Genomic DNA, 23,371 nt, shown 5'->3' with positions numbered 1-23,371 from the left:
TTGATATATACAACTATGTGTTGATATATAATTTTCATCCACTAAAAATGGGCTCTAGGGCATGCCATTTTACAAGGATAAATATCCAAGATCCATTCCACGCAGCCTTAACTAGTATCTAGCGAGTTAAATCAGATGTCGGTGCATTCGGTATATTAGCTGTTAAGGACAAGTTTACCCATTGGATCTCGCTCCATAAAGGTGCAGCAGCTCCAGGGTTATTTATATCATCGCTTCCAAGTACCTTATACACCATGATCTGTGGCGTGGTCTGAGCCATAGCCGTTGTTATATTAAACCCTGAGAGTATTAATGAAAGAGCCACTATTAATAGGATTAGTAGAAGAATTCCTCTCTTTCCTACCTAGGGACATAAACCATCATTAAAAAAGAGTTGAGGGTAAAAAGCGTTGGGCTAATGATATTATTTTCTGCGAACTAGGGCTAGAGCTATTGCGACTATTGCAATTATTATACCTATGATCGATACTATTTGTAATGTAGAGACTTTACTAGATAAGTTAGAGTTAACTGAGGATAATGAGCTTGAGATCGTCGATAAACTATCATTCAGCGTTGACAATTTATTATTTAGTGATTCTAGCTGATTCTCAACCTGGATATGGGTTGTGTAAGTAGAGCTTAATCCGTCAGATTGCATCGCAACCACTTTCAAAGTATAAGTACCGTCTGGATAGTTAGCAGTATTTAAAGTATACACGAAAGTACCATTACCACTAAACGTTGTTAGCAACGTGTTATCAATGTATAACATCACTTGTGAAACATCTTCCCCGCTTACAGTTATACTAACGTTCACCTCACCAGTAGCAGTCATCGGTACTTTAACGTTTACTTTAGGTAAGGAGGGAGTAACGTTTATTATTTGTGAATTTATAACTTCAACGCTTGAAGAACCTTCTAAGTTTAGCTCGTTTACACTTGTTGAGACCAAGTTGACTTTAGTGTTTAAGGCTGTTAATGAGTTAACATAAGAGTTTACAAGTGTTAAATTAGACCCTTCTGCGTTTACATAAGTGATGTTAGAGTTGATTATACTTACATTACCCTCTATAGTATCATTAACGAGTATGTCATTCGCTAAAGTGACCTTACCCGTTATAATGTCATTCTCTAGAACAGCATTATAGGTCTCTCCTTCATCTATATGTTGTCCCTTTACCAGAGTATAGGGATAAACGTAGAAAGTATAGCTCGTATTATAGTTATTTATGGTGGGAACCCCGTTAAATGATATTCCGTTGACCATTATGTCAAAAGGTAATCCGAAGTATGTTGTCGAAGACAAGTAGGTGAGATTGCCTAAATTACTTGCTGATGGTAAAGTTACGTTACCTACCCACTCGTTAAGCGTTGAATTGAACCACAACGGTATCTCTATTTCTGTACTTATCTGCGAGTACTCTTGGCTTAAAATCTGTGGATAAATAAACGCAGAATACATGCCGTACTTTACTTCACTTCCATTGGGATATTCTATATTAGCATAAATGAGCAATGTTTGTCCCTCGTAAGCATACTTTGCGGTTTTAATTATGGGAGTGTTGTAATTAGGTGTTACGTAAATCTGTCCATAAAAGAAGCCCGTTAAGTTCATCCCTAAGGTATATGAGTCATATTTTGCGAATAATAATACCGTATACAACCCGGCTGTGACGTTTTTAGGAACGTATAAGAATCCTAGTATCTCGCCGGAGGGGGAGAGGGAAGCGACAGTCTCGCTAATTACTTTACCGTTAGGACTCACTAATTCAGCAGTTACGTTAGTTCCAAGAAGAATATCTAACATGGTTGTAGAATACTGTAGTGGAAGGGTAGGTGGTTCTATTAACCCGGATACAATTATATATTGCCCTCCCGCGACACTACCGGGTTCCGCCACTATTTGTGGTAATATAAAGAGTGATTGTAGATAGATCCCGTTAGAGAACGCTACGAAACCATAAGCGTTAGTGGCAATTAATAAATCATCTCCTATTTTAGCGTTTAAAGTACCAACCCAAGGACCATATGTCGAAATAGGGGTTAATACTGTTGAGTTGGTCATAATGTATTCGTTGTCAGTTATGTTATAGGAGTAAACGTTTAGGCTTAATGTGAAGTTCGCCGGAACTCCGTAAACGTTTGTTACATTAGCTTCTGTAACGTTGCTTACTTGCGTGTCAAATGGTGTAAAAGTAGCTGGAGTAAAGAATTGTACATAATACCCGGAAAACGTTTCGACAAAGCCATAACTCCCATTACCGTAAACTGTAACGAAAAGTAAACCGTTAGCGTTTTGGGGTAATGTAACTGTTGCTACCCATTCCTTTAATGAGGGGTTATACGTTAATTGAGTTTCAGTAAGATTTCCTTCAATTCCCTCAATTATAGCATAGAAGCTACCGTTGGTCACTGGTGTTCCATTCATTGTTATGTTAGCGACTATTTCCATAACTTGACCGGGGAAGAACTCTAAAGGCGTTTTCCCCGAAGTATTATAAACGTTAACGTCTATTGAGATATTGCTGACATTTGTTTCTGTAGTGTTTAAGTAAAAAGCTAAGTTACCGGAGTTTAAAGTACCCCAACCCGTAATTAAATTATAACCGTAATTGGCAGTCCACGGTATGTTATAACCGAAAGTTATGGGGTTGAAAACTTTTTCATAGTGGCTATTTGCCAGTTCATATACTGTCGGGTTAATTAAGCCTAGGCTGTGATTTAGGTAACTCATTATAGTTGTCAGAATCCCTGCAGTTAAAGGTGATGCTTCACTAGTCCCTCCGGTTATTGTAGTCACGTTATAGGGGCATATTATATAAATCCCGGGATATACATTAGCGTTTGCCGAAATATCTGGTGTAGTTCTACCGTTAGGGTATGTAGCGGGCGTCCGTAAACTCCATTGCCACCAAGGTTTAGGTTCTATAATACTAACCCCTCCAGTTGAACCACCAGAATTCACGTCGTTAGGAGCGAAGCCGTAATTAGACCAAGCAGTTTGTTCTACTCCATCGTGGAACTGTATATAGGTTGTCGTCCCTCCGACAGCGGTGACGAATGGTGAAACTGAGGGATAGATAACAGCCCCTATAGGCCCATTACTGTAGCCGCTACCTCCGCCATCTCCGCTACTGGCTAAGAAAGTAATACCTTCAGCACTTCCCATAGCATAATACTCATCGGTTAATACGACACAAGAATAGAATTCAGGACCGTTGAAGAAGTTCGAAAATGCAGACTCTCGTATTCCGAAGCTCTGAGAGAGTACATTAACCTTGTCTTGTGAAACTATATAGGCGATTACTGATGATAAAGGTATGTTGGGGTTAGCAATATATAAGGTAATGTTTGCTTTCGGTGCCATGGTGTGTGCTACTTCAACATCTAAGCTTATCTCCCCAGCCCATCCATAAAATATTCCTAGGGCCGGGTTATATGGCCCTATAGGTACTACAGTGAAGTTAGGCGGATTGGGTAATCCTGTAACTTTATCATAATAGATTAGCTGTTGGTAAATGTAAGGATCACCGTAAAAATCTAGAATACCTATATTAAACCCTTGCCCCTCATAGCCTTGATTGAACAAGGGAGTTATGTTGTAAGCATTATAAAGTGCTGTAGGCCAGTAAGCTTCTATGGGGAACGTCGTATTTGGTAACCCGGCTTCTTGCTTTAGCTTCATTACATCCTTAATAGTAACAAGCGTTGAGGGGTGTTGGAAGAAAATTGCTGAGACATTTGAGGAAATTACGAAAGCCGGGATCTTAGGTACTCCGTAAGAAGTGTAATAAATTAATGTCCCGTTACTTAGGACTTCGAAGTTTAGACCTAAATATTTCTCCACTTGTCCAACAGTCCCAGTAGCTACTATAACCGAGTCTGCGGCTGTTAAAATAATGTTAAACCCAGATTGCTTCAGATAAGATAAGACTTGCTCGTACTGCTGAGTGGGGTAAAACAGTTTTTCAACTTGTTCCTTTGTTAAGAAATGGTGATACAGAGGTGATGAGGGGTTAGATACTGCTAAAGCGTAATAGTAGAGTAGCCCTACGTTCTTTAGGGGAATGAAGAGTGTAAATGTCACTTTATCGTTTGGTGATAATGTTCCTACTACATGAAATCCCTTTAGTTCTAACGGCGGAATATAAGTTTGTGTTGTGGACGAGAAAGATAGTGTTGAAATTGAAAGTAATAATGCCGTGGTTACTAGAATTGAAAATAACTTACTATTCATAAATTATCACATTACCATTGATTTATAAATTTTGCGGTGAGGTTTAACTCCATTCAAAGAATGATATTTTCTTTTCCTTGACCAATTTAGAACTAGGGGTAAATCTAATTAATTTCTCTAAAATTCTGGTTCTTATGTTAATATTTTAAGATGAGTGGTTATTAAATTAATTTAAATAAGTAAGGTAGACAATTGCCTTCATAGCTTAAACAAGGTAAGTCTTAAGCTAGAGAGATAGTATATCTGCAATTGAAAGATATTTACTAGACAATGAAGTAAGATAAACAGTCTAAGAGGCTTCCAATAACCAGTTACCAAGATTTGGTATCGACGTATTCCTATTAAATACCTTAGCAGACTTGTTTTTAAACTATTTACATACTGTCCAGCTCTGCGGATCTGTTTACTCTGATTTTCTCACATTTCTGTAATTTCGTGATCGCTTAAACACTCGCTCGCTTCAACTAGGTGATGAGACGATTGAGCAAAGGAAAATAAACTCATTATATCTTATTGTATCATAAATGCTATAACAAATAGTGAAGTCGTTTCCGTGTTCACATTCCCTAACGGGATTACAGTCCCGTTCACTACCTTGTAATTACTGAAATAACCTCCAATAGGGGACTGCAGATGTTTAGCAATGTTATATATCTTAAGAATTAAAGGCAAATACTCCATCGCAAACGTCTGGTTATATTTACCTATGTACTTCCACGCTATGATAGCCAAGGCTAGCTTATAAGAAGCATAGACGTTACTTGTAACGCTTTCATCCTGAAATCCGTAACCATTCCAGAAGTCGTTAATTGTAGTTTCAAACACTTTCTCTGCAAGGGTTATGTTCCCGTTTTCAAGCTCGTAAATAGAGAATAAAAGAGAAGTGTCAGCGTATTCGTACCAAGCAAGGTAGCTTGGAGAATCGTTAAAACTTATAGTACAGATGGGTCCCCAAACTTTCTCATTCACGGGGTCTTTAAACATCCACGTGAAGTTGTGTATTCCTGCTAATACCAAGTAAGGTGACAAAGTTATGTTACTCTTGATGTTATCCCAAACCGTTTCCCATATGGAGGCATTTAAGTCCTTTAACGCGATCACTGCCAATAAGTTGTCGCTTTCCACGAAGTACTTATTAACATAAGGACATTCTGAGAAGAGCTTTACGGAAGAGTTATATGTAATGTTATAGTAATTCATTACTAGTCCCACGGATATTGGAGAGGTTAAGTTGGGGAGTTGTGTAGAGGAAGGGGTTGGAGGTCTGGTGAGGCTTAGAGGACTTGTAGTAGGTGAAGAGAAGATTGAGGGGTTTATATTAACTTTATAGTGGTAATATATTACCAGATATAACTCTGTCACGATCAGTAAAACGAGGACTAACGAGAAGACAGTTAATGTTCTTTTGTTCATAGGTAGTAATTGAGTTTCAGTCTGAAAACTTTTTCTTCACACCATTTCTCTCTACTACAATGGCGCATATACTATGAAAGTAGCCGTAAGGATAAAGATCATCACTACCTATGTCGTAGCCAATATCTTACTTTCATGCCTCCGGAATTACAGAAGCTGGGGGTTAAGAAGGCGGAAACCTCGCCAAGGTGATGGATAGCCCTATGTTTAAATGCCTCATTTCTCTAATTTTCTGTTAATGACGCTAATGATGTTCCTCTCCAGTTCGATTAAGGGCTTAACCGGACTGCGGGAGGAGTACTTAGTATCTCCTTCCTTTAAGGGACTAGACGTTAAAGATGAAAGCTCTCTTTTCATGTGAGGGAGTTTTGGTTAACCTCGACTGCCCACCAAATGTAATCCTGAATCGATGGTGGGGACGACGAGAAGGGAACCCTTGCCGTTCCAGAGCGTAAATGAGTCGGCTATTGTGACCGTGTATTATCAACAAGTGGAGTTCATAAACGTCTCTACGACGAGTAAGGTCGTGGCTATATATAATCTTTGTCGTCAGATACGGGAATATTTTGTTAGTCCCAAATAATTTACGAACTAGACGACTATGTTCATTCAATAGTTCACCATAAACTACTCACTTCAAGAAAAACACTTGGATTAAAAAGTAAAGAACTTCAACATTCTTTACATATAATTGAGAAAAATTATTGGAAAAACACTTGGATTTTAAAAAAAGAGAAAGGGCTTAAAGGTGGTACTCGTTTAAGTACTCTCTCCAATACGTACCTTCCATCATGGGGTTTAGAACTCTTATATAAGGACCGAATACTAAGGTGTCTAACACTTTGTCGTGTATCTGCCTCACCTCAGGGTGTATTAACACCCTACCTAAACCGAACATCAAAGCGTTGGTATCACTCCACTCCGTGTGGACAATATACCTTTGAGGTTTGTTCTTAAATTCAGGAGCTTCGTATATAGTGACTGGGTCGGGTACGTCCATCCCGTTGGCTGTTTCCAGTATCTGGTGGAAGCCTTTAGCGTTTAACTGTAAACTTCCTAAAGGTGAGACACCTATCTCTTTAAGTATCATTCCTCCTAAGAAGCCCGGTGCTGATCTGAAAGCCTCTAGAGTCTTTATTGCGCTTTCCTCAAATTGGCTCTCTAACCCTTCTTTCACGATATGTTCACCGAAAGCGACGACTCTCTTACCGTAAGGCTGTGAAATTGGAGGAACTGAAACTGTCTCTCCTGCGGCGAATTTCTTACCCATCATTACTGTGAAGTCGGTCATCTCCGTGTTCAAGGGCATATTTGCGTAGACTATCTCGTATAAGGGCTCGTAGGGTCCCCAGATCATTTGATCTGAGCATTGTAGGCATAGCCTGAACAAGTTAGCCCAGTTCTGCCTATGCATTTCCTCGTGATCTTTCCAGTTTTTCCAGAAGGTGTATTGGAACAGGAAGATGCTGTGCATCTCTTGGCTCATTTCCATCTTCGCTCCTCCCCATCTTGTCCCTAAAGGTACTACACCTATCTGTACATGATTTTGGAATCCTACAAAACCTGGGTGCCTAGCTGTCACCATACAGACTTTAGGTCCTACTTTGCCGAAGAGCTCTAGGGTTTTAGGATCGTTTTTTACCTCTGCCATGTTTATAGCTACATAAGGTTTTGCCATGGTTTGTCACTAACAAGATCTGAGCTAGAGTTAATTACCATTTTATTCTTTGATATTTAGTGTCGTTAAAGTAAGAATTTCTTTCATCAACAGAATTTTATAAATATTATTTTTTGTATACATAGTAAAATTCAGAATTAGTAGATAAACATAAAAGTGTAAAAGTGTACACATAGTATATGAACAAGGAGTTCTACGAAAGATTATTAAAAGCTGAGAACAAATACGATAGACTAGACGGGTGGAAGAAGGCTGAGATATTATATAAGAGCATTGACATGAGATCGCTTAAGAACTACTTTTTGGAGATGTTAGACGACGAAGATATTGACGTAGCTTTACACGCATGGCAGATGTTGCCACAACTCGTGAAATTGGGTATAGTGGACAAGAGAGACTACGACGAGAGAAAACTGGAAAGAGCTTTAAGAGAGGGTGATATAAATGCTTGGTGGATAGCCTATGACCTATGGAAGGAAGGGATAATAAGCCTTGACGTCTTAAAGTCTAATGTAGAGTATTTCGAGAGGGCTTTGAGGGGAGACCCCTATACTAGAATAAGCGCTTGGAGCTTATTACCCTACTTTCTAGAGATAGGTCTGGTGAAGAAACCTTCAGACGATTACTTGAACGAGCTTTTGTATCAACCTTTGAATATCCACATTAAACTTAACGTAGTATATTTATTGTTGGAACTGAAGGAGAAAGGGGTCGTAAATAAGATAGACCTTGAGGCAATAAGAAAAGTGGCGGAACATCCTGAATTCATAAAGCTCTCTCAAGCCTACGAGAAAAACTGGAGAAAGGTAATGGAATTAGTGGGGCTGTCTGACCGTAAGACTGTTAGTTAAGAATTAAAAGATTGATCGTGTTTTTATACATGTGAAGTATAATAAATGATATTCATAGGTACGTCTGGATGGCTATACCCGTGGAACCCTAAGAAAAACCTGGATTGGTACGTTAAATATTCCGGTTTTAACGCTGTTGAGCTTAACGCCTCCTTTTACAGAATCCCTACGCCCCAGCAAGTTGAAAAGTGGAGGAAGTATGAAATCACTTGGGCTATCAAGGTTAACAGGAAAATTACCCACGTAAAGAGGTTAAAAGACGTAAATGACGAGGTTAGAAAATTCGTTGAGATATTCGAACCATTAAGACCCCGCTTCTACCTATTTCAGTTACCCCCTAACTTTCGTAAAAGTGATGAAAACATAAAGAGAGTTAAGGATATATGTCTGGAGTTAGGAGATAGAGGAGCAATAGAGTTCAGGAGTTTGGACTGGTTTAAAGCTGTTCCACAAACTGAATGCGTAACTGTGTCTATAGACTCTCCGATTGGCAATTACTACTTTAAGTCTCATGACGTAGTTTATTTGCGAATGCACGGTAGGGACAACTGGTACTTCTATGAATATTCTGAGAAAGAGCTAGAAGAGGTATCGGATAAGCTGATACAACTCCACGCTAAGGATGTATTTGTGTTCTTTAACAACGACTTATGGATGTTAGATAACGGGAGGAAAATGAAGGAGATCTTAGAGAAAAAAATTGACAAATGATAAGAGATTAAGACTGAGAGTTTTTCAGATCTGACCTGAAAGGGGAAAATTAAAAAAGATCGAGAGATAGTGAGATAAAAAGATAAAAACTCTCTATCTTTTTACACTTTGACCCCATGCCTAAACCTAGTAGTTATGTCCTCAATCATTAGGTTATTATAAGTGCAAGCTTCAACACAGTCTCCACAACCTACGCAGGATATTCTATTACTATAGCCCTTCTGGAGGACGTCAACAGAGATCGGTATCTTTACCGGGCAAGCACCTTCGCAACTCTTCGTCTGACAAGTCCTACAAGTCTCTACGTCTTTAGCTCTTATCTTAAACAGAACCTTGTTGAATATACCTGCAAATGTCCCGAAACCGCACCAACCTTGTCTTGCACAACTATACGCTCCGAAGACCGGTGTGAGGAAGTAGAAGAACCACCACACATAGTTGAGTACGAACATTCCGTAGAAGTTTAGTGGATCTATTTTTGCCATGCCTAATTTAGGTGGAGACCACATTTTGAGCTCCATTAGCACGAACAGCGAAAAAGCTATAACCATTGGCACAAGGAATACCCACCTCGTATATTCCCAAATCTTACTCGTCTTCTTAGGCTTGAACTGGTCGTAAAATACATTAGTCCACATATGGGCTGCCATACATACGGTATTACAATAAGCCCTCCTACCGAATAGTGACGTCGCTAATGCTATCGCGATGAGCGAGACCACGAAAGGTAAGAGAGTCACTGGGAAGATCATTCCGCTCATGCCGAACACGTAGAAGTTAGTGTAGTAGGGGATTGCAACCACGAAGAGGGGAATTCCCACTAGGATGACTAGAGCCCATTTTTTAACTTGCGAGTTCTTACTCATCTTAAACCTCTCATACACTAAAAAAGCCATTTCAGCCCCCATCATCATTACGTAGAAGGGAGACATGGTAGTCGCCATAACGAACATATAGGAAGTCATAAAGGCGTTTAATAGTAAGTTACTGCTTGCATGCAAGAACATCGTACCCATAGCATAAGGGTTGAGCGGGAATAACCACCACAAAGGATTCGTGAAGGGACTCCTCATCATCATCATCCCTGAAGACATACTACTAGACATAGAGTGCATACCCTGACCTGCCATAGATTGCATACCCATCCCTGAAGACATACTACCAGACATAGAGTGCATACCCTGACCTGCCATTGTGTTCATGGAACTGCCCATAGAAGACATCGTATGCATCGCTTTAGCGACGAATAGGGAGTTAGTTATGTTAAAGCCTAAAACACTTTCACCAAAACCCATGGTTATTTCGGCTAGGTTTATGAGGACAAGAAGTAAGAATGGGTACCTTAATTTATAATCTATTTTCTTTGCCGGGATATCTCTGATCACCAAAACGAAATACCAAACCATAGAGATCAAGATAGAAAGCGAAATAGTCCACATGTCGTTTAAAACCGCAAAAGTACTCAACCCTATCATCATAAACAAGTCGAAGGCGGCTAACGAAAGGCTAACTAAAACTCCTTTGAGGTTTATTCTCCTTATCGCGATTAAGTAGAGAGTGATCACGTTTATTATCATGATCGTCGTGGAGATCAGAGAGGCTACCAATTCTATTTCCTTCGAGAACTGGATAAATATTGACGGTAAAAACGCCATGGAAATAGCGAAAGTCGCCAAAGATAACTCGAAGATGTCCTTCACTCTGCTTAAGACTAGGAAGAATATACCATCGGCAAACATCATTATCCCGAAGGCTATGTTGCTGACCGCATCGATGACCGGATTATACATTCGTGGGCCGAAAGCTGAGGAATATAAGTATCCCATACTAAACTCGTCAAAGATTACCGAGATTGCTAGTAGTAAAGATGATGAATTATCTGATTTAACCCTTATAATTTCACTCTTTACTGTCGCTGAAAGTAATAAAGGAACAGAGGCGATCATCAACAACAAGGGCTCTATGAACAGCGTACCGCCGTAAAACACTACGTAGCCGAAGGCTATGCTCTCAACTCCCATGTAGAGTATTATCGAGACGATGAAAAACATTGCCTTTTTATTGACATATTCCTTCCTGAGAATGTAGGCCAAGATCCCAAAATTTATTATCATCATACCGAGAATGTAAACTAAAGCCGCTATTTGCTGAATTGTAATTGTAGAACCCATATGCATAAATAGTTTCTTTAGATTCTTGTATAAAAACTCTCCTTATATAAATCATTATAAAATGTTAAATCTTTAGGAGAAATGAAATATGTGTGTTAGAACAATAAGAAACTGGCAAAATAAAGGAGTCCTTACTGAGGAGGGAGAAGTTAGTTAAGTCGAATAGATCAAATCGTGTTAATGATAATTATTCCTTCATTATTTATTGATAAAAGTAGTATCTTTACACATAATGAATTTCCTACTAACATGCAAATACCAAAATTGTATCACTAACCTTAAAACCTTTTTCTTAAACTTACTACACTTTTCTTTCAAAATCATAATATCTGTCACTTCATCAGATTTTACCCATTAAGTCCCCCTCCACCCCATATTTTAGAGAAAGTTTAGATAAAATAATATATCCTTCTCTAAGTCTTCCCATCAACTTATCTCTGTTAAGTATATCTGTTATAGACGAAGAGGGCATATTACCCAACCGCTTAGATGACCAACTCTTAGGGGTGGAGTTCGGAGAAGCTAGATGTAGGTTATAACGTAATTTAATTAGGAAAATCGAGGAAGGAGGAAAGGGCTATAATATGAATGAAGACCTTTCATTCCTCATTATCCTCCTCTTCACTTTCTTCCTTTTTCTGATAAGTTTTTGCTTCTTCGACAGCTTTTTTCATCTCCTCAACTTCCCTCTGCGGTAAAGGAACTATCTCTGCCTTAAAGTTCGTAATCCTCAAGTATTTGTCCCATTGTATTACAATACCTTCATCAGTGATTTCCATTGGGTGCCTTACCATTGAGATCTTCGTGTCCCTCATCTTCCACACTATTATCGACCTATACATCTTGCCCTCGAACTCGTCTAGGTCTAATCTTATTATACCGTCAACAGCGTGTTCTACACTTGGTCCGCCGAAACCCCTCTCACCAACTGAAACTTGGCTAACGAAGAACGCTGTACAGCCTAGACCAGAAATTACCCTCTTTAGCGTCATTACTATTCCTCTCGCCATTGCAGGTTTAGTAAGGTATAATGTACTCACTGAATCAATGGCGACTCTGTTAGCCTCAGTCTCTTTAATTGCAGTTCTCAAAACTTCGGAGAATTCCTTTACATCATCCACATTTTTAACAACATATTTCTCCTTTTGGGCGGTTGCACCGTAACCGCCCGTAAAAGCGTCAACTACAGAAAACTTTCCCTCTCTTTCATACTTGGTAATATCCCAACCAAAGTAATGAAAACTCCTTATGACTGAAACGGGATGTTCTTCCAAAGTAACGTATATACCATTTTCACCCTTTGTTAGACCGTTATATATGAACTGCTTTGCCATTATGGACTTTCCAGTCCCAGGGCCCGTTTGTCCCTACGCTCTCATTTCAATCATTTTATGTTCACTCATGATCGAGTGTAGGGACTTAGCCCTTAACCGCCTACTTACTGTAGGTGGGTCATGGGACTCCTTCGAGCCCAACGGCACGGGCCTCACATCTCTGCAATCACTCCCACCCTTTTGGGCATAGCCCACATCGGTGTGAGAGATTATCATATAGCAACGAAAATTCGTTATAAACAGATATAAAAAGATATCTGTTACCGTGAGAAAGGATTCAGCCCAGAGAACAATACAATGTTCCTTTCTGGTATTCCACCATAAAGGATTTCGTCTAGACCGGGTATATATGACCTGACTCTCTTTGCTTACATAATTTCCTTATTTCACGTAAGGATTTATTATTAATTGTAGCTTTTGTAGAAATATTAATAGAAATAATAATAGAAATAATATATTGATAAAGAACACCTATCATAAAGATATAATTAGTCTATTTTGATTATAATCAATCAATATACGTAGTTAATTTTTGTAAGATTTCATGTTCCTTATTTTTTCTTTTGTATTTTTCCCTGTAATTCTATGTATTTTTCTATAATGAGTTTACCTTTCGGTGTTATCTGAATAATAGTTCTAGGTCTCGTAATTGTAATTACGTCTCTTATTATTATAAGCTCGTTTTCTTTCAATATTTTAAGGTGATAATATGTTGAAGATTTAGGTATGTCCAGAGATTTAAGAAGATCGGCAAATGTTATCTTATCTACTCCTATTTTGATTTTAGGCATGCTTTTCAACGGTACTTTTATTGCCCTAGATGTTTATGCATCTGGACTTTTTCACTTCACTCTCCATTTTTCAGCTATCTTCTATACTATCTTTCTTCTTCTATTTTCTATTGTTTCTATTGGTGCGACTTTAGGTGGAACAATAGGAAGTATGATAGCTAAAAACTGATGAACCCAATATTTATAACCGCTATTTCAATGGAATTTGGAATATCTTTCTTAGTTATTGCAATAACCAAATCTCCACTGATAGATTCATTAGATTCTTTTTTCTAGGTATATATATGTCATTTATCAATATACCTCTGGATAGTATATTTACCAGAATAATTCCCAAATCAAGTAATGGGGAGAGTAAACTCAATAATTCAGATTTTTCTGAATAGTTTATCTCCTGTTATGGCTTTTATTTATGGACTTCTAACTAATTATTTTTCCTTTACCAAACATAATAATGGGAATAGGTATCTTTGGAATACTTTTATCGTTATCGAGCTTCTTCGTTTAAAAAACATAATAAAAGTGACAGAAGAATTCTAGAAGAATAATCTAAAAAGTTGTCTGATCCATTTAAGGCCGAATCAAAATAGTGTAAATCTTTTCTCTACATCGATATAGTGATCCTAAGGATTAACAATCTCCAATTTTTAACGGGAATTAAAACCTTCTAACATTATAAATACATCCATAGAAATCAAAAAGTATGTTAAAAATTCTTCATAAGTACAGTAAACACAAATTTTAGGTTTAATGTTACTAAGTTCATCCGTGGAATTCATAATTAAATGCGCAAGATGCGGCAAGGAAAGGGAAAACATATACGAGATAACGTGCTCAAGATGCGGAGGACCTTTTAAGGTAGAGATACTAGGATATTATAATACAGAGATAAGAAAAAACTTCCCTTATATTAAAGAATGGATCTCACTAGGTGAAGGAAATACACCTCTTATCAAGATAGGAAAACTTCATTTTAAACTAGATTTCCTCAACCCTACGGGATCTTACAAAGATCGAGGGTCTGTAACTCTTATATCGTTCTTAAGACAGAATGGTATAAAAGATATATCAGAAGACTCTTCAGGTAATGCCGGTGCATCAATTTCAGCCTACTCAGCCACAGCGGGAATTAACGCCACTATATTCGTCCCAGAGAACGCTAAAGGTGTCAAACTGAAACAAATAGAGAGTTACGGAGCTAAGGTTGTAAAAGTAAAGGGTAACAGAAATGATGTCATGAAGGCAGCGATGAACTCGGGTAAATACTACGCTTCCCATATCCTGCAACCCTTTTTCAGAGATGGGATAAGGACTTTAGCTTACGAAATAGTGAAACAACATAAGTCTGTGAAAGAGATCGTAATCCCGGTCTCTGCTGGTACACTTCTTTTGGGTCTGCATGAAGGGTTGAACCACTTACTGAAGAGCGGTGTAATTGAGGAGAGACCCTAGATATTAGCTGTCCAGACAAGACAAGTGATGCCCCTCTGTTCAGTTATCAATAAGGAGCCGTATATTCCACCGGAGAGAGTGACAAGTATTGCCGATGCTTTAGTTTCCACACAGCCAGTATTATTGGAGGAGATGGCAAAGGCTACAAATCAATGCATTACAGTAGATGAAGAGGAGATCATATCTGCATGGAAGAAGTTAGCCAATATGGGACTATTGGTGGAATATAGCTCGGCTACCGTATTGGATGCTGCAGAGAAAATCTCTCTCGAAGACTCTGTCTTAGTCCTTACTGGTAGCGGACTCAAGACTCTCTAATTTAATTATCTCACAAGACATTATGGACTTACCGTATTGAATTGCATGGTTAATAGCCATTGTTATAATTTTCTTTACCTCTTCATCTGCAATGTAATAATAAGAGTACTTACCTTTCTTCTCTACTCTAACAACTCCACAGTTCTTGAGGCATGCCAAATGGTGAGAGATCAGAGACTGAGATTTTCCGAGTCCTTCGCTTAAGTCCTGAACGGAAGCACTCCCTTTCTCCATTAAGTATAAAACTATCATAAGTCTTGTTCTGTCCGAAAGAGCTGAGAAAAATGACGCCATTACATCTACTAAGTTTTCGTTCATACGTTTATATGATCTCAGAAGGACTAATTAACTCTATTGCAAGCAATGATGAGTTAAAACAAATGAACATATGTTCATATATAGCTGAGTTTAAATTCCATTAAAAGGATCATATATTATGAAATTCAGAATAAAGAAAGAAGAGTTAGTATGTGAACACTGTGGTGCTCCCCTATCTGAAGACAACATATATGCGAGAGAGATAAAGGGAGAAAAACATTACTTCTGTTGTTCCCATTGTGCAGACGCATATGAGGAAAAACTGAAATGAAAGAGTTCGTGATATTAGGTTATGGAGCTGCAGGGTTCGCTGCTTTAATTCAAGCCAATGAGTTAGGAGTTAAACCAGTCTTAATAGGCTACGGTCCTTTAGGGGGAACTTGTGTAAACGTGGGCTGTATTCCATCGAAAAGGTTACTGAGAATTGCAGAAATGTACTCAACTACTGTTAGATTACACCAATTCGAAGAATTTAACACAAGACCAGATTATGAGTCTGCATTTCTTGATTCAAGAAAAATAGTAGAGACGCTTAGGAAAGAGAAATACGAAAACTTACTCTCTAAATATGACGTAGAAGTAGTTGAGGGTAAAGCCCATTTTATTTCTACTCACAGCGTGAAAGTAAACGGTAAAATAATAGAAGGTAAGAAGTTCGTAATTGCAACAGGGTCTTCTCCTTATGTTCCTCCAATAGACGGATTAAGAGAAGCGGGGTTCTGGACTAATGTAGAAGCCCTAAATCCTGACAGGAAGATCAACTCGTTAGCTGTAATAGGTGGAAGAGCACAAGCTCTGGAGTTCTCTCAGATTTACAAGAGGTTAGGAGTAGACGTAGTGATATTACAGAGAAGTAAAGTGCTCTTACCTGATTGGGAGCCAGAGATCTCTCTTGAAGCACAAAAAGTCCTTGAAGATGACGGGGTGTATGTAGTGACTAACGTTAAGATAAAGAAAGTTGAAAGAGAGGAAGGAGTAAAGAGGATAATTACTGACAAAGGTGATGTTGAGGTTGATGAGATCTTAGTAGCTACTGGCAGAAAACCAAACATAGACCTTAACCTAGAAGTAGCTGGAGTTCACCTCAACGAGTGGGGAGGAGTAAAAGTAAACGATGAACTTCAAACGACTAATCCCGACATATATGCAGCCGGAGACGTAATAGGTGGGGTTATGCTAGAGTCTTTAGCAGGTTTCGAAGGTACTGTAGCCACTAAAAACGCGTTATCGGACTCACATAAAAAGGTGGATAGAAGTACGGTACCTCAAGTCGTATTCACTCAGCCTAATATTGCCAGAGTCGGGAAGAAAAGTGAAAATGCTGAAAGCAGAGTGATAAAACTCAAGGAGTTATCTAAAGCTGCTATCCTTGGTGAGGAGAGAGGGTTGATTAAAATGGCAGTTGAAAAGGAGAGTAAGAGAATTCTTGAGGTGCAAATGTTAGGAGAAAACGCGGGAGATATAATTAATGAAGCTACTCTAGCAGTGAAGTTCGGTTTAACAGTTGATAATATAATTGACACTGTTCACGCTTTTCCTACTATGTCTGAGGCCTTAAGGCTTGTTGCTCTGTCCTTTTACAAAGACGTGAGTAAGCTCAGTTGTTGCGTTTAAAAGGTGGGATAAAATACGTTAGATTACCACTGCTGACTTCCTCACCACCCTGGAAGGGTCGAGGGTTCCCTCCCAAAGGGCTCATCGTTCCCACCATCGATTCGGGTTTACATCTCTCATCTGGTGAGCAGTCGAGTGGCTCAGAGAACCACTCCCATTTGAAAATAGCATCGGGGGGTGTGGGGGTATCCCCCACGGGGGGACTTTCATCGCTAAGCTCTAGTCCCTTGAAGGAAGGAGATAACAGTTGCTCCTCCCACAGTCCCATTAAGCCCTCAATCGAGCTGGGAAGCTTCCGGTATAAAAACTTTCCTTAAAAATTGAGCATAGTCCACACTACTTACGCCATGGAACCCGCTTTACTCACTAATGTTAAACTGCTTATTTTAGTACAATTAATTTATCTTTTGATACATCTATTCCTGCAACTGGGGGCCTCCAATTACACTCACCCTTATGTTTTATTCGGGCTTTTTGCCCAACTTCCGGTCCGAGTTGGAAGCAGCCAAGCTCCCCGGCAGACTTTAAGCCCAAGGAGCGTCACGGCCTACACCCCAGTCAGATCTGTATTACACAGATCTGACTAATATGTTTTATATAAGGAGCGTCATTAGCATCGCTAAGAGAAATTTTGACAAAGAAGTATTTAAATATAAGGGCTATCCATCCCCGCTGGCGAGGCTTTCTGCCCCCTTAACCCCCTTTCTTTGTAATATCATGCAGTCGTTAATCTGTTCTACATCATTTTTTATTTTAATAGTGTCTCGATATCAGCTTACACTGCTCTACTTGCTTTTTTCTTCACTTTTAGCTATTCTAAACAGTTTAGGAGCCTTAGGGAACAAAGTCCTGAAATGAAGAGCTAAAGCAAAAGCCGTTACCGGAGGAAGAAGAATATAAGCTAAGAAGAGTGCTGTTTCTCCGCTAGATACAAACAGTAAAACGTTTGCCGCGGGTATAGCTGTAGCCAGAATAAGTGGAATTGACACACAACAACTTCCACCAGCTATTACTCCCATTACTGGGGCTATTAGAATTGCTCTGACTTTTATAAACTTAGACATATCCATTACCCTTAGAATCGTAGCTGTGACTATTCCTCCTATTATAAACCCCATGAACAATGAGTAGAAGGTTAGTTCTAGAAAGAAATTTGGAGGAAATCCTATTGTTACGCTGGGATTAAATAGTAAATTGACTAATGCAGCGTACAAACCACCCGGGTAATAAGGAGACACATTAAAAGAAACAAATGACTCAGAAATAGAAAAGAGTTGACCATAAATAATAGTTAAGATCCTTTCCAAAGCGATACTATATACTATATAATGAAATGATAGATAAATACCATATATTACGTAACCTTTTTTATTCATATTACGGGATAGGTAGTTAAAGACTTGTTTTAATCCGGTTTTAAAAACAAATGTTACTAGGGATAACCAGAACAAAACATTACCGAAAATTACGTAAAGTGAATAATTTGGAGAAAATGGAGCGGAGTAAATTATAAAGAAGCCTATGAGCATAAAAGGCAGGTAATATAATGGTTTTAATGAGCTCTCCACATACTTCAATTGTTTAAAAAATAAATAAAGTTACTTTTCATCAATTAACACGCTAAAAGATATGAGAACTTAATTTGTATATGTTAAATAAAGAAGAATAAGATTAATAGATGGATAAGTAGTTAGTGCATACTCACTTCTCTAATCGGATAAAATTAGCACAAAAGTTCACGTTAGGCTTGTTTAGTTCCGCTTTGAACAATTCGTATATATTCATATAAAAGGTCTTTAATTACTAATTTATAAGTACCCAGTAGTTACCTTCCTATTCATGATTTTCGAAATATCGTCTTATTATTCTTCCTTTTTTAATTATTTAATATAAAATCAGAAATCTATTATTTTGATGATTAACTAAGTTAATCAGAAAATAAATTTTTGAATATAATGGAAAAAAAGTTATGAACTAGAAGAAGATGAACTGCTAGGTATATTGAACTGAACTGGCGCAAATGTTATCTGCTGCTTAACTTCAGGTGGTAGCGTTCCTACCTTTGTTATATTAGCCCAAGTCCACTTATACATTGGGTTATCAGATACTGGGTCAATTGTTGGAGTAGTTAACTGGTTAGCTCCGGGAGATGTTGGGAAACTCATGGCAACAAACAATGACCCTGGAGCTACAGTGTTTGAAATCCATACTACGCCAGTTAGTGTACCCCAATCGTTGTATAGCATAACGATGTCGCCGTTCTCCAGTCCCTCGTTCTGGGCGTCCTGTGCGTTCATTTCAATTATCGCGAATGGAACCCTTTGGTATATTTCTGGTACTTGGAAATCAACAAACCCTGACTGCCAAATTATATTCCACCTACCGTTGTTAACCCAGTACTTATATTTACTCTGCTGTTGTGCTGCATAAGCTAATATTCCTACATAAGGCATCGGGAATGGGTTAAGTGTATTTACTACCGCAGCCTTTAGGTCGTCATAAGAATAGCCGAACATTGACTGTACTTGATCTGGGGTCACGTAAATTACATCCCTAGTTATTAGCGGTAATACATTATTACCCACAGTCACTGCTTGGTTACAGTCTATGGTTATCCGCTCCACTCTGAACTGACTTTGTAACACGGGTTCGAAGTAGTTAACTAAACCGTACATTGTTATAGTACCGCCTTGACTACAAGCTTGCATTACGCCCTCCTTTGTAAGCTCTGAAGGCGAGCACACAGCACCGCTGCAAGTAGCGCCTAATATAGGTAATTGTATCCCTATAGTCCTAGCTAACATTAAATAGAATAACTTTACTGACGCCCAACCTGTTGAAGAAGTCGGTGCAAACTGCAATGGCACTGCGATACCGTATGGCCACCAGGAGAAGTTCGCCGGTCCGTTAGCAAGATAGTAAGTCCATATGTCACTGTAAATTGCAAACCAGTTATAATCGAAGTAGTTCTCACTGAACTGTGGAATTAATGATAACGGTTGCGAGTTCTGCTTCATGTTATTCGTTAAGGATTGCCATATTGGGTTGAAAGCTTGATAAATCCTCTGCGCTTGCGGTGAGTTACCCATCCCGTTACTCTGTAGCAACTGGTAAATTCTGTAGGCTATCATTGCGTAAACCCATACGGTTGGCATTGCTATACCGGGCGGTGGCATGAAGGGCTCTACTAATCTCATCCTCCTGTCATGCCCGTTCCACCTCAGATCGTAAGTCTCACCGTGGGTTGTCGCATTAGGTATAATTACGTGGGCTGCAGTTTCCAATATCCCGTTCTGGTTGAGGACTACGTCACTTCCCACTACAAATAATGCACCGGGGGTCTTGTTTGAACCGCTTAAGCAAGATATAACTGCTTGAGCGTATTGATCTGGTGTCGGGAAGTTAGGTATTGTAGCGCTTACGGAGTTAACGTCATAGTACGGTGAGCTTGAATTTATCGAAGATGTACTTGTTGAAGGTACACCTAAGCTTAGCACGTTCTCTACGCACTCCTGTAGCAGCTGGGCCCTATTGTTAACTGTTAAAGTAAATTTTCCTCCAGCCATTGTTTGCTTGTAAGTATTAACTGTGAACGCCCATAATACTTTACCATACCCGCTGTAAACTAGATAATCGACTATTGGGTTATACTGGTGACTTTGAGGTACTAGAGTGTTAGTGTAATTCTGGTAAAAGCTCTTTATGAAACTTATAACGTTCTGCGCATTTACTTCCATTCCTTGTTTTTGTAGCTGTTGTGGTACGTATTGGCTCATTGGTATCCATGTCACCCTCCCTTGGTTTAACGGTAGACCTAATTGCTGATACCAAGGCGGTGGGGGAGGTACTGGGAATGCGGCACCTTCCTGATGACCGAATGACCTGGCAATACCAGTACCCGGTCTTCCGGATGTAGCACCTACAATTACAGCTAGGTCTCCTAGGGCGTACATTGGAGTATAATTGGCAGACCATATAAGACCTTTCTCGAATTCTATCAACACCCTCTTATAGTATTGCTGTCCATTACTACCCATCTTAGGTTTTGCGAGCATATCTCCTAATAATTGGATAATATTTTGTGATACTCCGGTTATCTGTTCAGCCTCAGATAGCCATTCGCTTAAGCTCTTGGATTGTAAGTATTGGATGTATAAGTTATAGTTGTTCATATTAAACGTGAACCCGTTTGCTTGTGCAGAACTTCCTTGATAGACGTTATTTATGAAGTAATTAACTACGTCGGGATAAGTGTAGTAGATGTAAGCGGCTACAGCGTTAAATAGCTCTGCGTCTGTACCAGGATTAACTTGGACTGCTAATACTTGCGGTTCGCCGTTAGAGTCTACATTGCACGTTCCATTCATAGCTTGTTCTAAACTACAACCTACAGCCGCTGCAACGGCATGAGCTGTCTCTGAAGGCCTGGCATCGACTACTATCGCTTTACCGGGTGGAGTCGGTTCACCGCTCTCGAACCACGTGGCCTTCCTTTTCTGTGTTACTCCTCTTAAGTTGTCAAATATGTGCTGAATTAAGTTAATTGTAGCCGTGGCGTACTCGTTAGCACCCACCATTACCATTACGTCTGTTATGCTAATGTCTAGCATACTAAGATTATTAATAAAACCGCCTCCGGTTACGTCAAATATAGCGGCAGTCTCTGCTGTGAAGGCAGCCCGGTTGTGTAACCTAACGAAAGGTGTGGCGACACCCGTGTGGAGCAATAACCCTGGCATTAAGTCGTCTACCATACCTCCTCCCATACCACCTCCGTGATCATCCCTAATTGCCATAACTTCTACTCCCGCCGGCCCTACTGGGTCTGGGTAAGTGAATGTTTCGTTAGTTATGTAGTAGTACAGAATTTGGGCTAGGACTTCTATAACATAGCTCCATCCTACGGGTTGTAGTTGTCCGCTCCACCTTATAAGCGGTGTCTTTATCCTAGTCTGGTAAATCCTAAACCCTGCAGCATTATCTTGGAATGGGCTCCATATCCTTTGTGCGTTTCTTCCTCCCCTAGTAGAATAATTACCCTTGTTTACTGGACACTCTGAGCTCGGTATTTCAAGTATATAGACCGGTTTCCAAGTACCAGTAGTTTCGTCATAAGTTACTGTCTTACTCACCATCCCTTCTCCTATCCACGGGATAGCCGTAGGTGGATTTGCAGATAGCGGAGCCAGAGGTTGAGTGTAATCAGCATAATGGTCTTGTAAGTTATATCCATATACGTTATCAATGTAATTATACACTATAGCATTCTGCCCTTTTGCAGGACCTCCTTCTTCTCCCACTGGAAATACAAATACGTCATATCCACACGATACATTACAGAATCTACATACGACATGATATCTTTGTGCGGTCACTGGTGGTAAAGGTACTTTGGTGTTTGGTGCTCCGTAAACTGAAGGACCGGTAGCTGGAGTTACGGATGAAGTTGAGGTGGACATCAGCTCTCACCCATTGAAGGAGATGGGGCTTGTGCAGCAGTATTATAAGTACCGTAAACTAGCCTATTGAATCCTACGGCGTATACATCTCCGGTAGACTCATCGTATTCTAATATTAACTGCGGTAAGTATTGATTAGGATGTCCTACTACTTGCATACCCCCAGCTGTAGCGTCGTATTGAGAGAAGTGTTGCGGACATAATAAACACCTCGTGTTAGGGTCGTATACCAAGATATATCCCATATGCGCACAATACGCACTATAGCCTACAACATCTCCGTTAGGACCTACACCACCCACTGACGGAACTCCAGTCCTCACAATATAGACTGTATATCCCATATAATTAGCTGTCACCGGAGTCCCAACTTGTAATTGACTATAGTTAGCTACTTTTTGTCTAACAAATCCTACTGATACTGGAGAAGTAGTCGGAGGAGATGTTGTAGTTGCAGTAGCTGTTGTAGTTGCAGTAGCTGTTTGTGTAACTGTCTCTTCTTGTTTTACCGTCGTGACTTCTGGTTGTACCTGAGTTATAGTTCTTGGAAAAGCATTTCCACCTATTACTATTCCAGCAGCGATACCTGCCACAGCAGCCGCTCCACCTATTATTATCGCACGCCTATTAGAATCTACACCCTTATCTTTGCTCATTCACATACTCACCCTTTAAGTTATCATAATATAGTAATGAATGATTAATAAACTTAATTGTGAAATAATATATATGTTTGAATATACATATTTATTAGAAAGTAAAATTAATTTAAATTAGACAATTGATATAAGTAAAGTTTGGTATTTTCATTATTTTATTAAAAAAGTCTCACATAAAGAAGATTCTATCCTTAGGAATTACTTAATATACTGATATGTAAGCTTTGAATAAGAATCCTATTTTAACTTGTTATTATTACGTATGGTGTTGTTACTGAGGTTGATGCTATTATTGTTCCCCACATTCCAGCTAGTGCATGTCCCGGTACTCCGCAAGCAAACCAATATATTCCTGCAGGTAG

Annotated in this window: 16 protein-coding genes and 3 pseudogenes; 5 read left to right on the top strand and 14 right to left on the bottom strand. The window is 39.2% G+C overall.

Going from position 1 to position 23,371, the window contains the following annotated elements; translation table 11 throughout:
• Positions 1 to 40 precede the first annotated feature (40 nt).
• The 4 genes and pseudogenes from WIW72_RS06640 to sor all read right to left on the bottom strand — a co-directional run.
• A pseudogene (locus WIW72_RS06640) lies at positions 41 to 337 on the bottom strand (cytochrome b558/566 subunit A); the annotation flags it as partial.
• Between the two features lie 87 nt (positions 338 to 424).
• Positions 425 to 4,240, bottom strand: coding sequence for a protease pro-enzyme activation domain-containing protein (locus WIW72_RS06635; protein WP_337701276.1), 3,816 nt, complete (start codon positions 4,238 to 4,240; stop codon positions 425 to 427).
• A gap of 510 nt (positions 4,241 to 4,750) precedes the next feature.
• Positions 4,751 to 5,653, bottom strand: a complete 903-nt coding sequence (locus tag WIW72_RS06630) for a hypothetical protein (RefSeq protein ID WP_337701275.1) — start codon at positions 5,651 to 5,653, stop codon at positions 4,751 to 4,753.
• Between the two features lie 742 nt (positions 5,654 to 6,395).
• The gene (gene sor / locus WIW72_RS06625) at positions 6,396 to 7,331 is read right to left on the bottom strand and encodes a sulfur oxygenase/reductase (RefSeq protein WP_337701272.1); all 936 of its coding nucleotides are present in this window, start codon (positions 7,329 to 7,331) and stop codon (positions 6,396 to 6,398) included.
• 179 nt (positions 7,332 to 7,510) lie between these two features.
• On the opposite strand from sor, the gene WIW72_RS06620 reads away from it, so the two are divergent.
• The gene (locus WIW72_RS06620; RefSeq protein WP_337701271.1) at positions 7,511 to 8,182 is read left to right on the top strand and encodes a hypothetical protein; all 672 of its coding nucleotides are present in this window, start codon (positions 7,511 to 7,513) and stop codon (positions 8,180 to 8,182) included.
• A 45-nt stretch (positions 8,183 to 8,227) separates the two neighbouring features.
• A complete protein-coding gene (locus WIW72_RS06615; RefSeq protein ID WP_337701269.1) occupies positions 8,228 to 8,893 on the top strand; it encodes a DUF72 domain-containing protein in 666 nt (221 codons plus the stop codon).
• A gap of 101 nt (positions 8,894 to 8,994) precedes the next feature.
• Here WIW72_RS06615 and WIW72_RS06610 read toward each other — a convergent pair whose 3' ends face one another.
• The 4 genes and pseudogenes from WIW72_RS06610 to WIW72_RS06595 form a co-directional block, all read right to left on the bottom strand.
• Complete coding sequence (locus tag WIW72_RS06610) at positions 8,995 to 11,064, bottom strand: 4Fe-4S binding protein (protein ID WP_337701267.1); 2,070 nt, start codon at positions 11,062 to 11,064, stop codon at positions 8,995 to 8,997.
• A gap of 599 nt (positions 11,065 to 11,663) precedes the next feature.
• A pseudogene (locus WIW72_RS06605) lies at positions 11,664 to 12,422 on the bottom strand (KaiC domain-containing protein); the annotation flags it as partial.
• 9 nt (positions 12,423 to 12,431) lie between these two features.
• A complete protein-coding gene (locus tag WIW72_RS06600; RefSeq protein WP_337701302.1) occupies positions 12,432 to 12,611 on the bottom strand; it encodes a hypothetical protein in 180 nt (59 codons plus the stop codon).
• Positions 12,612 to 12,949: 338 nt separating this feature from the next.
• Positions 12,950 to 13,189, bottom strand: coding sequence for a transcriptional regulator (locus WIW72_RS06595; protein ID WP_337701265.1), 240 nt, complete (start codon positions 13,187 to 13,189; stop codon positions 12,950 to 12,952).
• 750 nt (positions 13,190 to 13,939) lie between these two features.
• Here WIW72_RS06595 and WIW72_RS06590 point away from each other — a divergent pair.
• Positions 13,940 to 14,959 (top strand): annotated as a pseudogene (locus tag WIW72_RS06590) (pyridoxal-phosphate dependent enzyme).
• Here WIW72_RS06590 and WIW72_RS06585 read toward each other — a convergent pair.
• The gene (locus WIW72_RS06585) at positions 14,924 to 15,277 is read right to left on the bottom strand and encodes an ArsR/SmtB family transcription factor (RefSeq protein ID WP_337701263.1); all 354 of its coding nucleotides are present in this window, start codon (positions 15,275 to 15,277) and stop codon (positions 14,924 to 14,926) included. The pseudogene WIW72_RS06590 and the gene WIW72_RS06585 sit on opposite strands and share 36 nt — an antisense overlap.
• Positions 15,278 to 15,395: 118 nt before the next feature.
• Here WIW72_RS06585 and WIW72_RS06580 point away from each other — a divergent pair, with 118 nt between their 5' ends.
• Both WIW72_RS06580 and merA read left to right on the top strand, forming a co-directional pair.
• On the top strand, positions 15,396 to 15,548 hold the full coding sequence (locus WIW72_RS06580; RefSeq protein ID WP_337701262.1) for a heavy metal translocating P-type ATPase metal-binding domain-containing protein: 153 nt from the start codon (positions 15,396 to 15,398) through the stop codon (positions 15,546 to 15,548).
• Complete coding sequence (gene merA, locus WIW72_RS06575; protein ID WP_337701260.1) at positions 15,545 to 16,891, top strand: mercury(II) reductase; 1,347 nt, start codon at positions 15,545 to 15,547, stop codon at positions 16,889 to 16,891. The genes WIW72_RS06580 and merA overlap by 4 nt, the downstream gene beginning before the upstream one ends.
• Here the strand turns inward: merA and WIW72_RS06570 are convergent.
• From WIW72_RS06570 to WIW72_RS06550, 5 genes are all read right to left on the bottom strand, one after another.
• Positions 16,875 to 17,159, bottom strand: coding sequence for a hypothetical protein (locus WIW72_RS06570; protein ID WP_337701258.1), 285 nt, complete (start codon positions 17,157 to 17,159; stop codon positions 16,875 to 16,877). The genes merA and WIW72_RS06570 overlap by 17 nt on opposite strands.
• Before the next feature lie 517 nt (positions 17,160 to 17,676).
• Positions 17,677 to 18,459 (bottom strand): hypothetical protein, encoded by a 783-nt coding sequence (locus WIW72_RS06565; protein ID WP_337701257.1) that lies wholly within the window; start codon positions 18,457 to 18,459, stop codon positions 17,677 to 17,679.
• Between the two features lie 399 nt (positions 18,460 to 18,858).
• Positions 18,859 to 22,350 (bottom strand): molybdopterin dinucleotide binding domain-containing protein, encoded by a 3,492-nt coding sequence (locus tag WIW72_RS06560; protein ID WP_337701255.1) that lies wholly within the window; start codon positions 22,348 to 22,350, stop codon positions 18,859 to 18,861.
• Positions 22,350 to 23,006 carry an arsenate reductase (azurin) small subunit gene (locus tag WIW72_RS06555; RefSeq protein ID WP_337721306.1) on the bottom strand — a complete coding sequence of 219 codons (657 nt, stop codon included), beginning with the start codon at positions 23,004 to 23,006 and terminating at the stop codon, positions 22,350 to 22,352. The genes WIW72_RS06560 and WIW72_RS06555 overlap by 1 nt, the downstream gene beginning before the upstream one ends.
• Positions 23,007 to 23,251: 245 nt before the next feature.
• Complete coding sequence (locus WIW72_RS06550) at positions 23,252 to 23,359, bottom strand: sulfocyanin-like copper-binding protein (RefSeq protein ID WP_337701300.1); 108 nt, start codon at positions 23,357 to 23,359, stop codon at positions 23,252 to 23,254.
• Positions 23,360 to 23,371: the final 12 nt, after the last annotated feature.

Origin of the sequence: Stygiolobus sp. CP859M (genome assembly GCF_037389975.1) — an archaeon.
Classification (GTDB): Archaea; Thermoproteota; Thermoprotei_A; order Sulfolobales; family Sulfolobaceae; genus Stygiolobus.
This window is presented reverse-complemented; position numbering and strand designations above follow the sequence as displayed.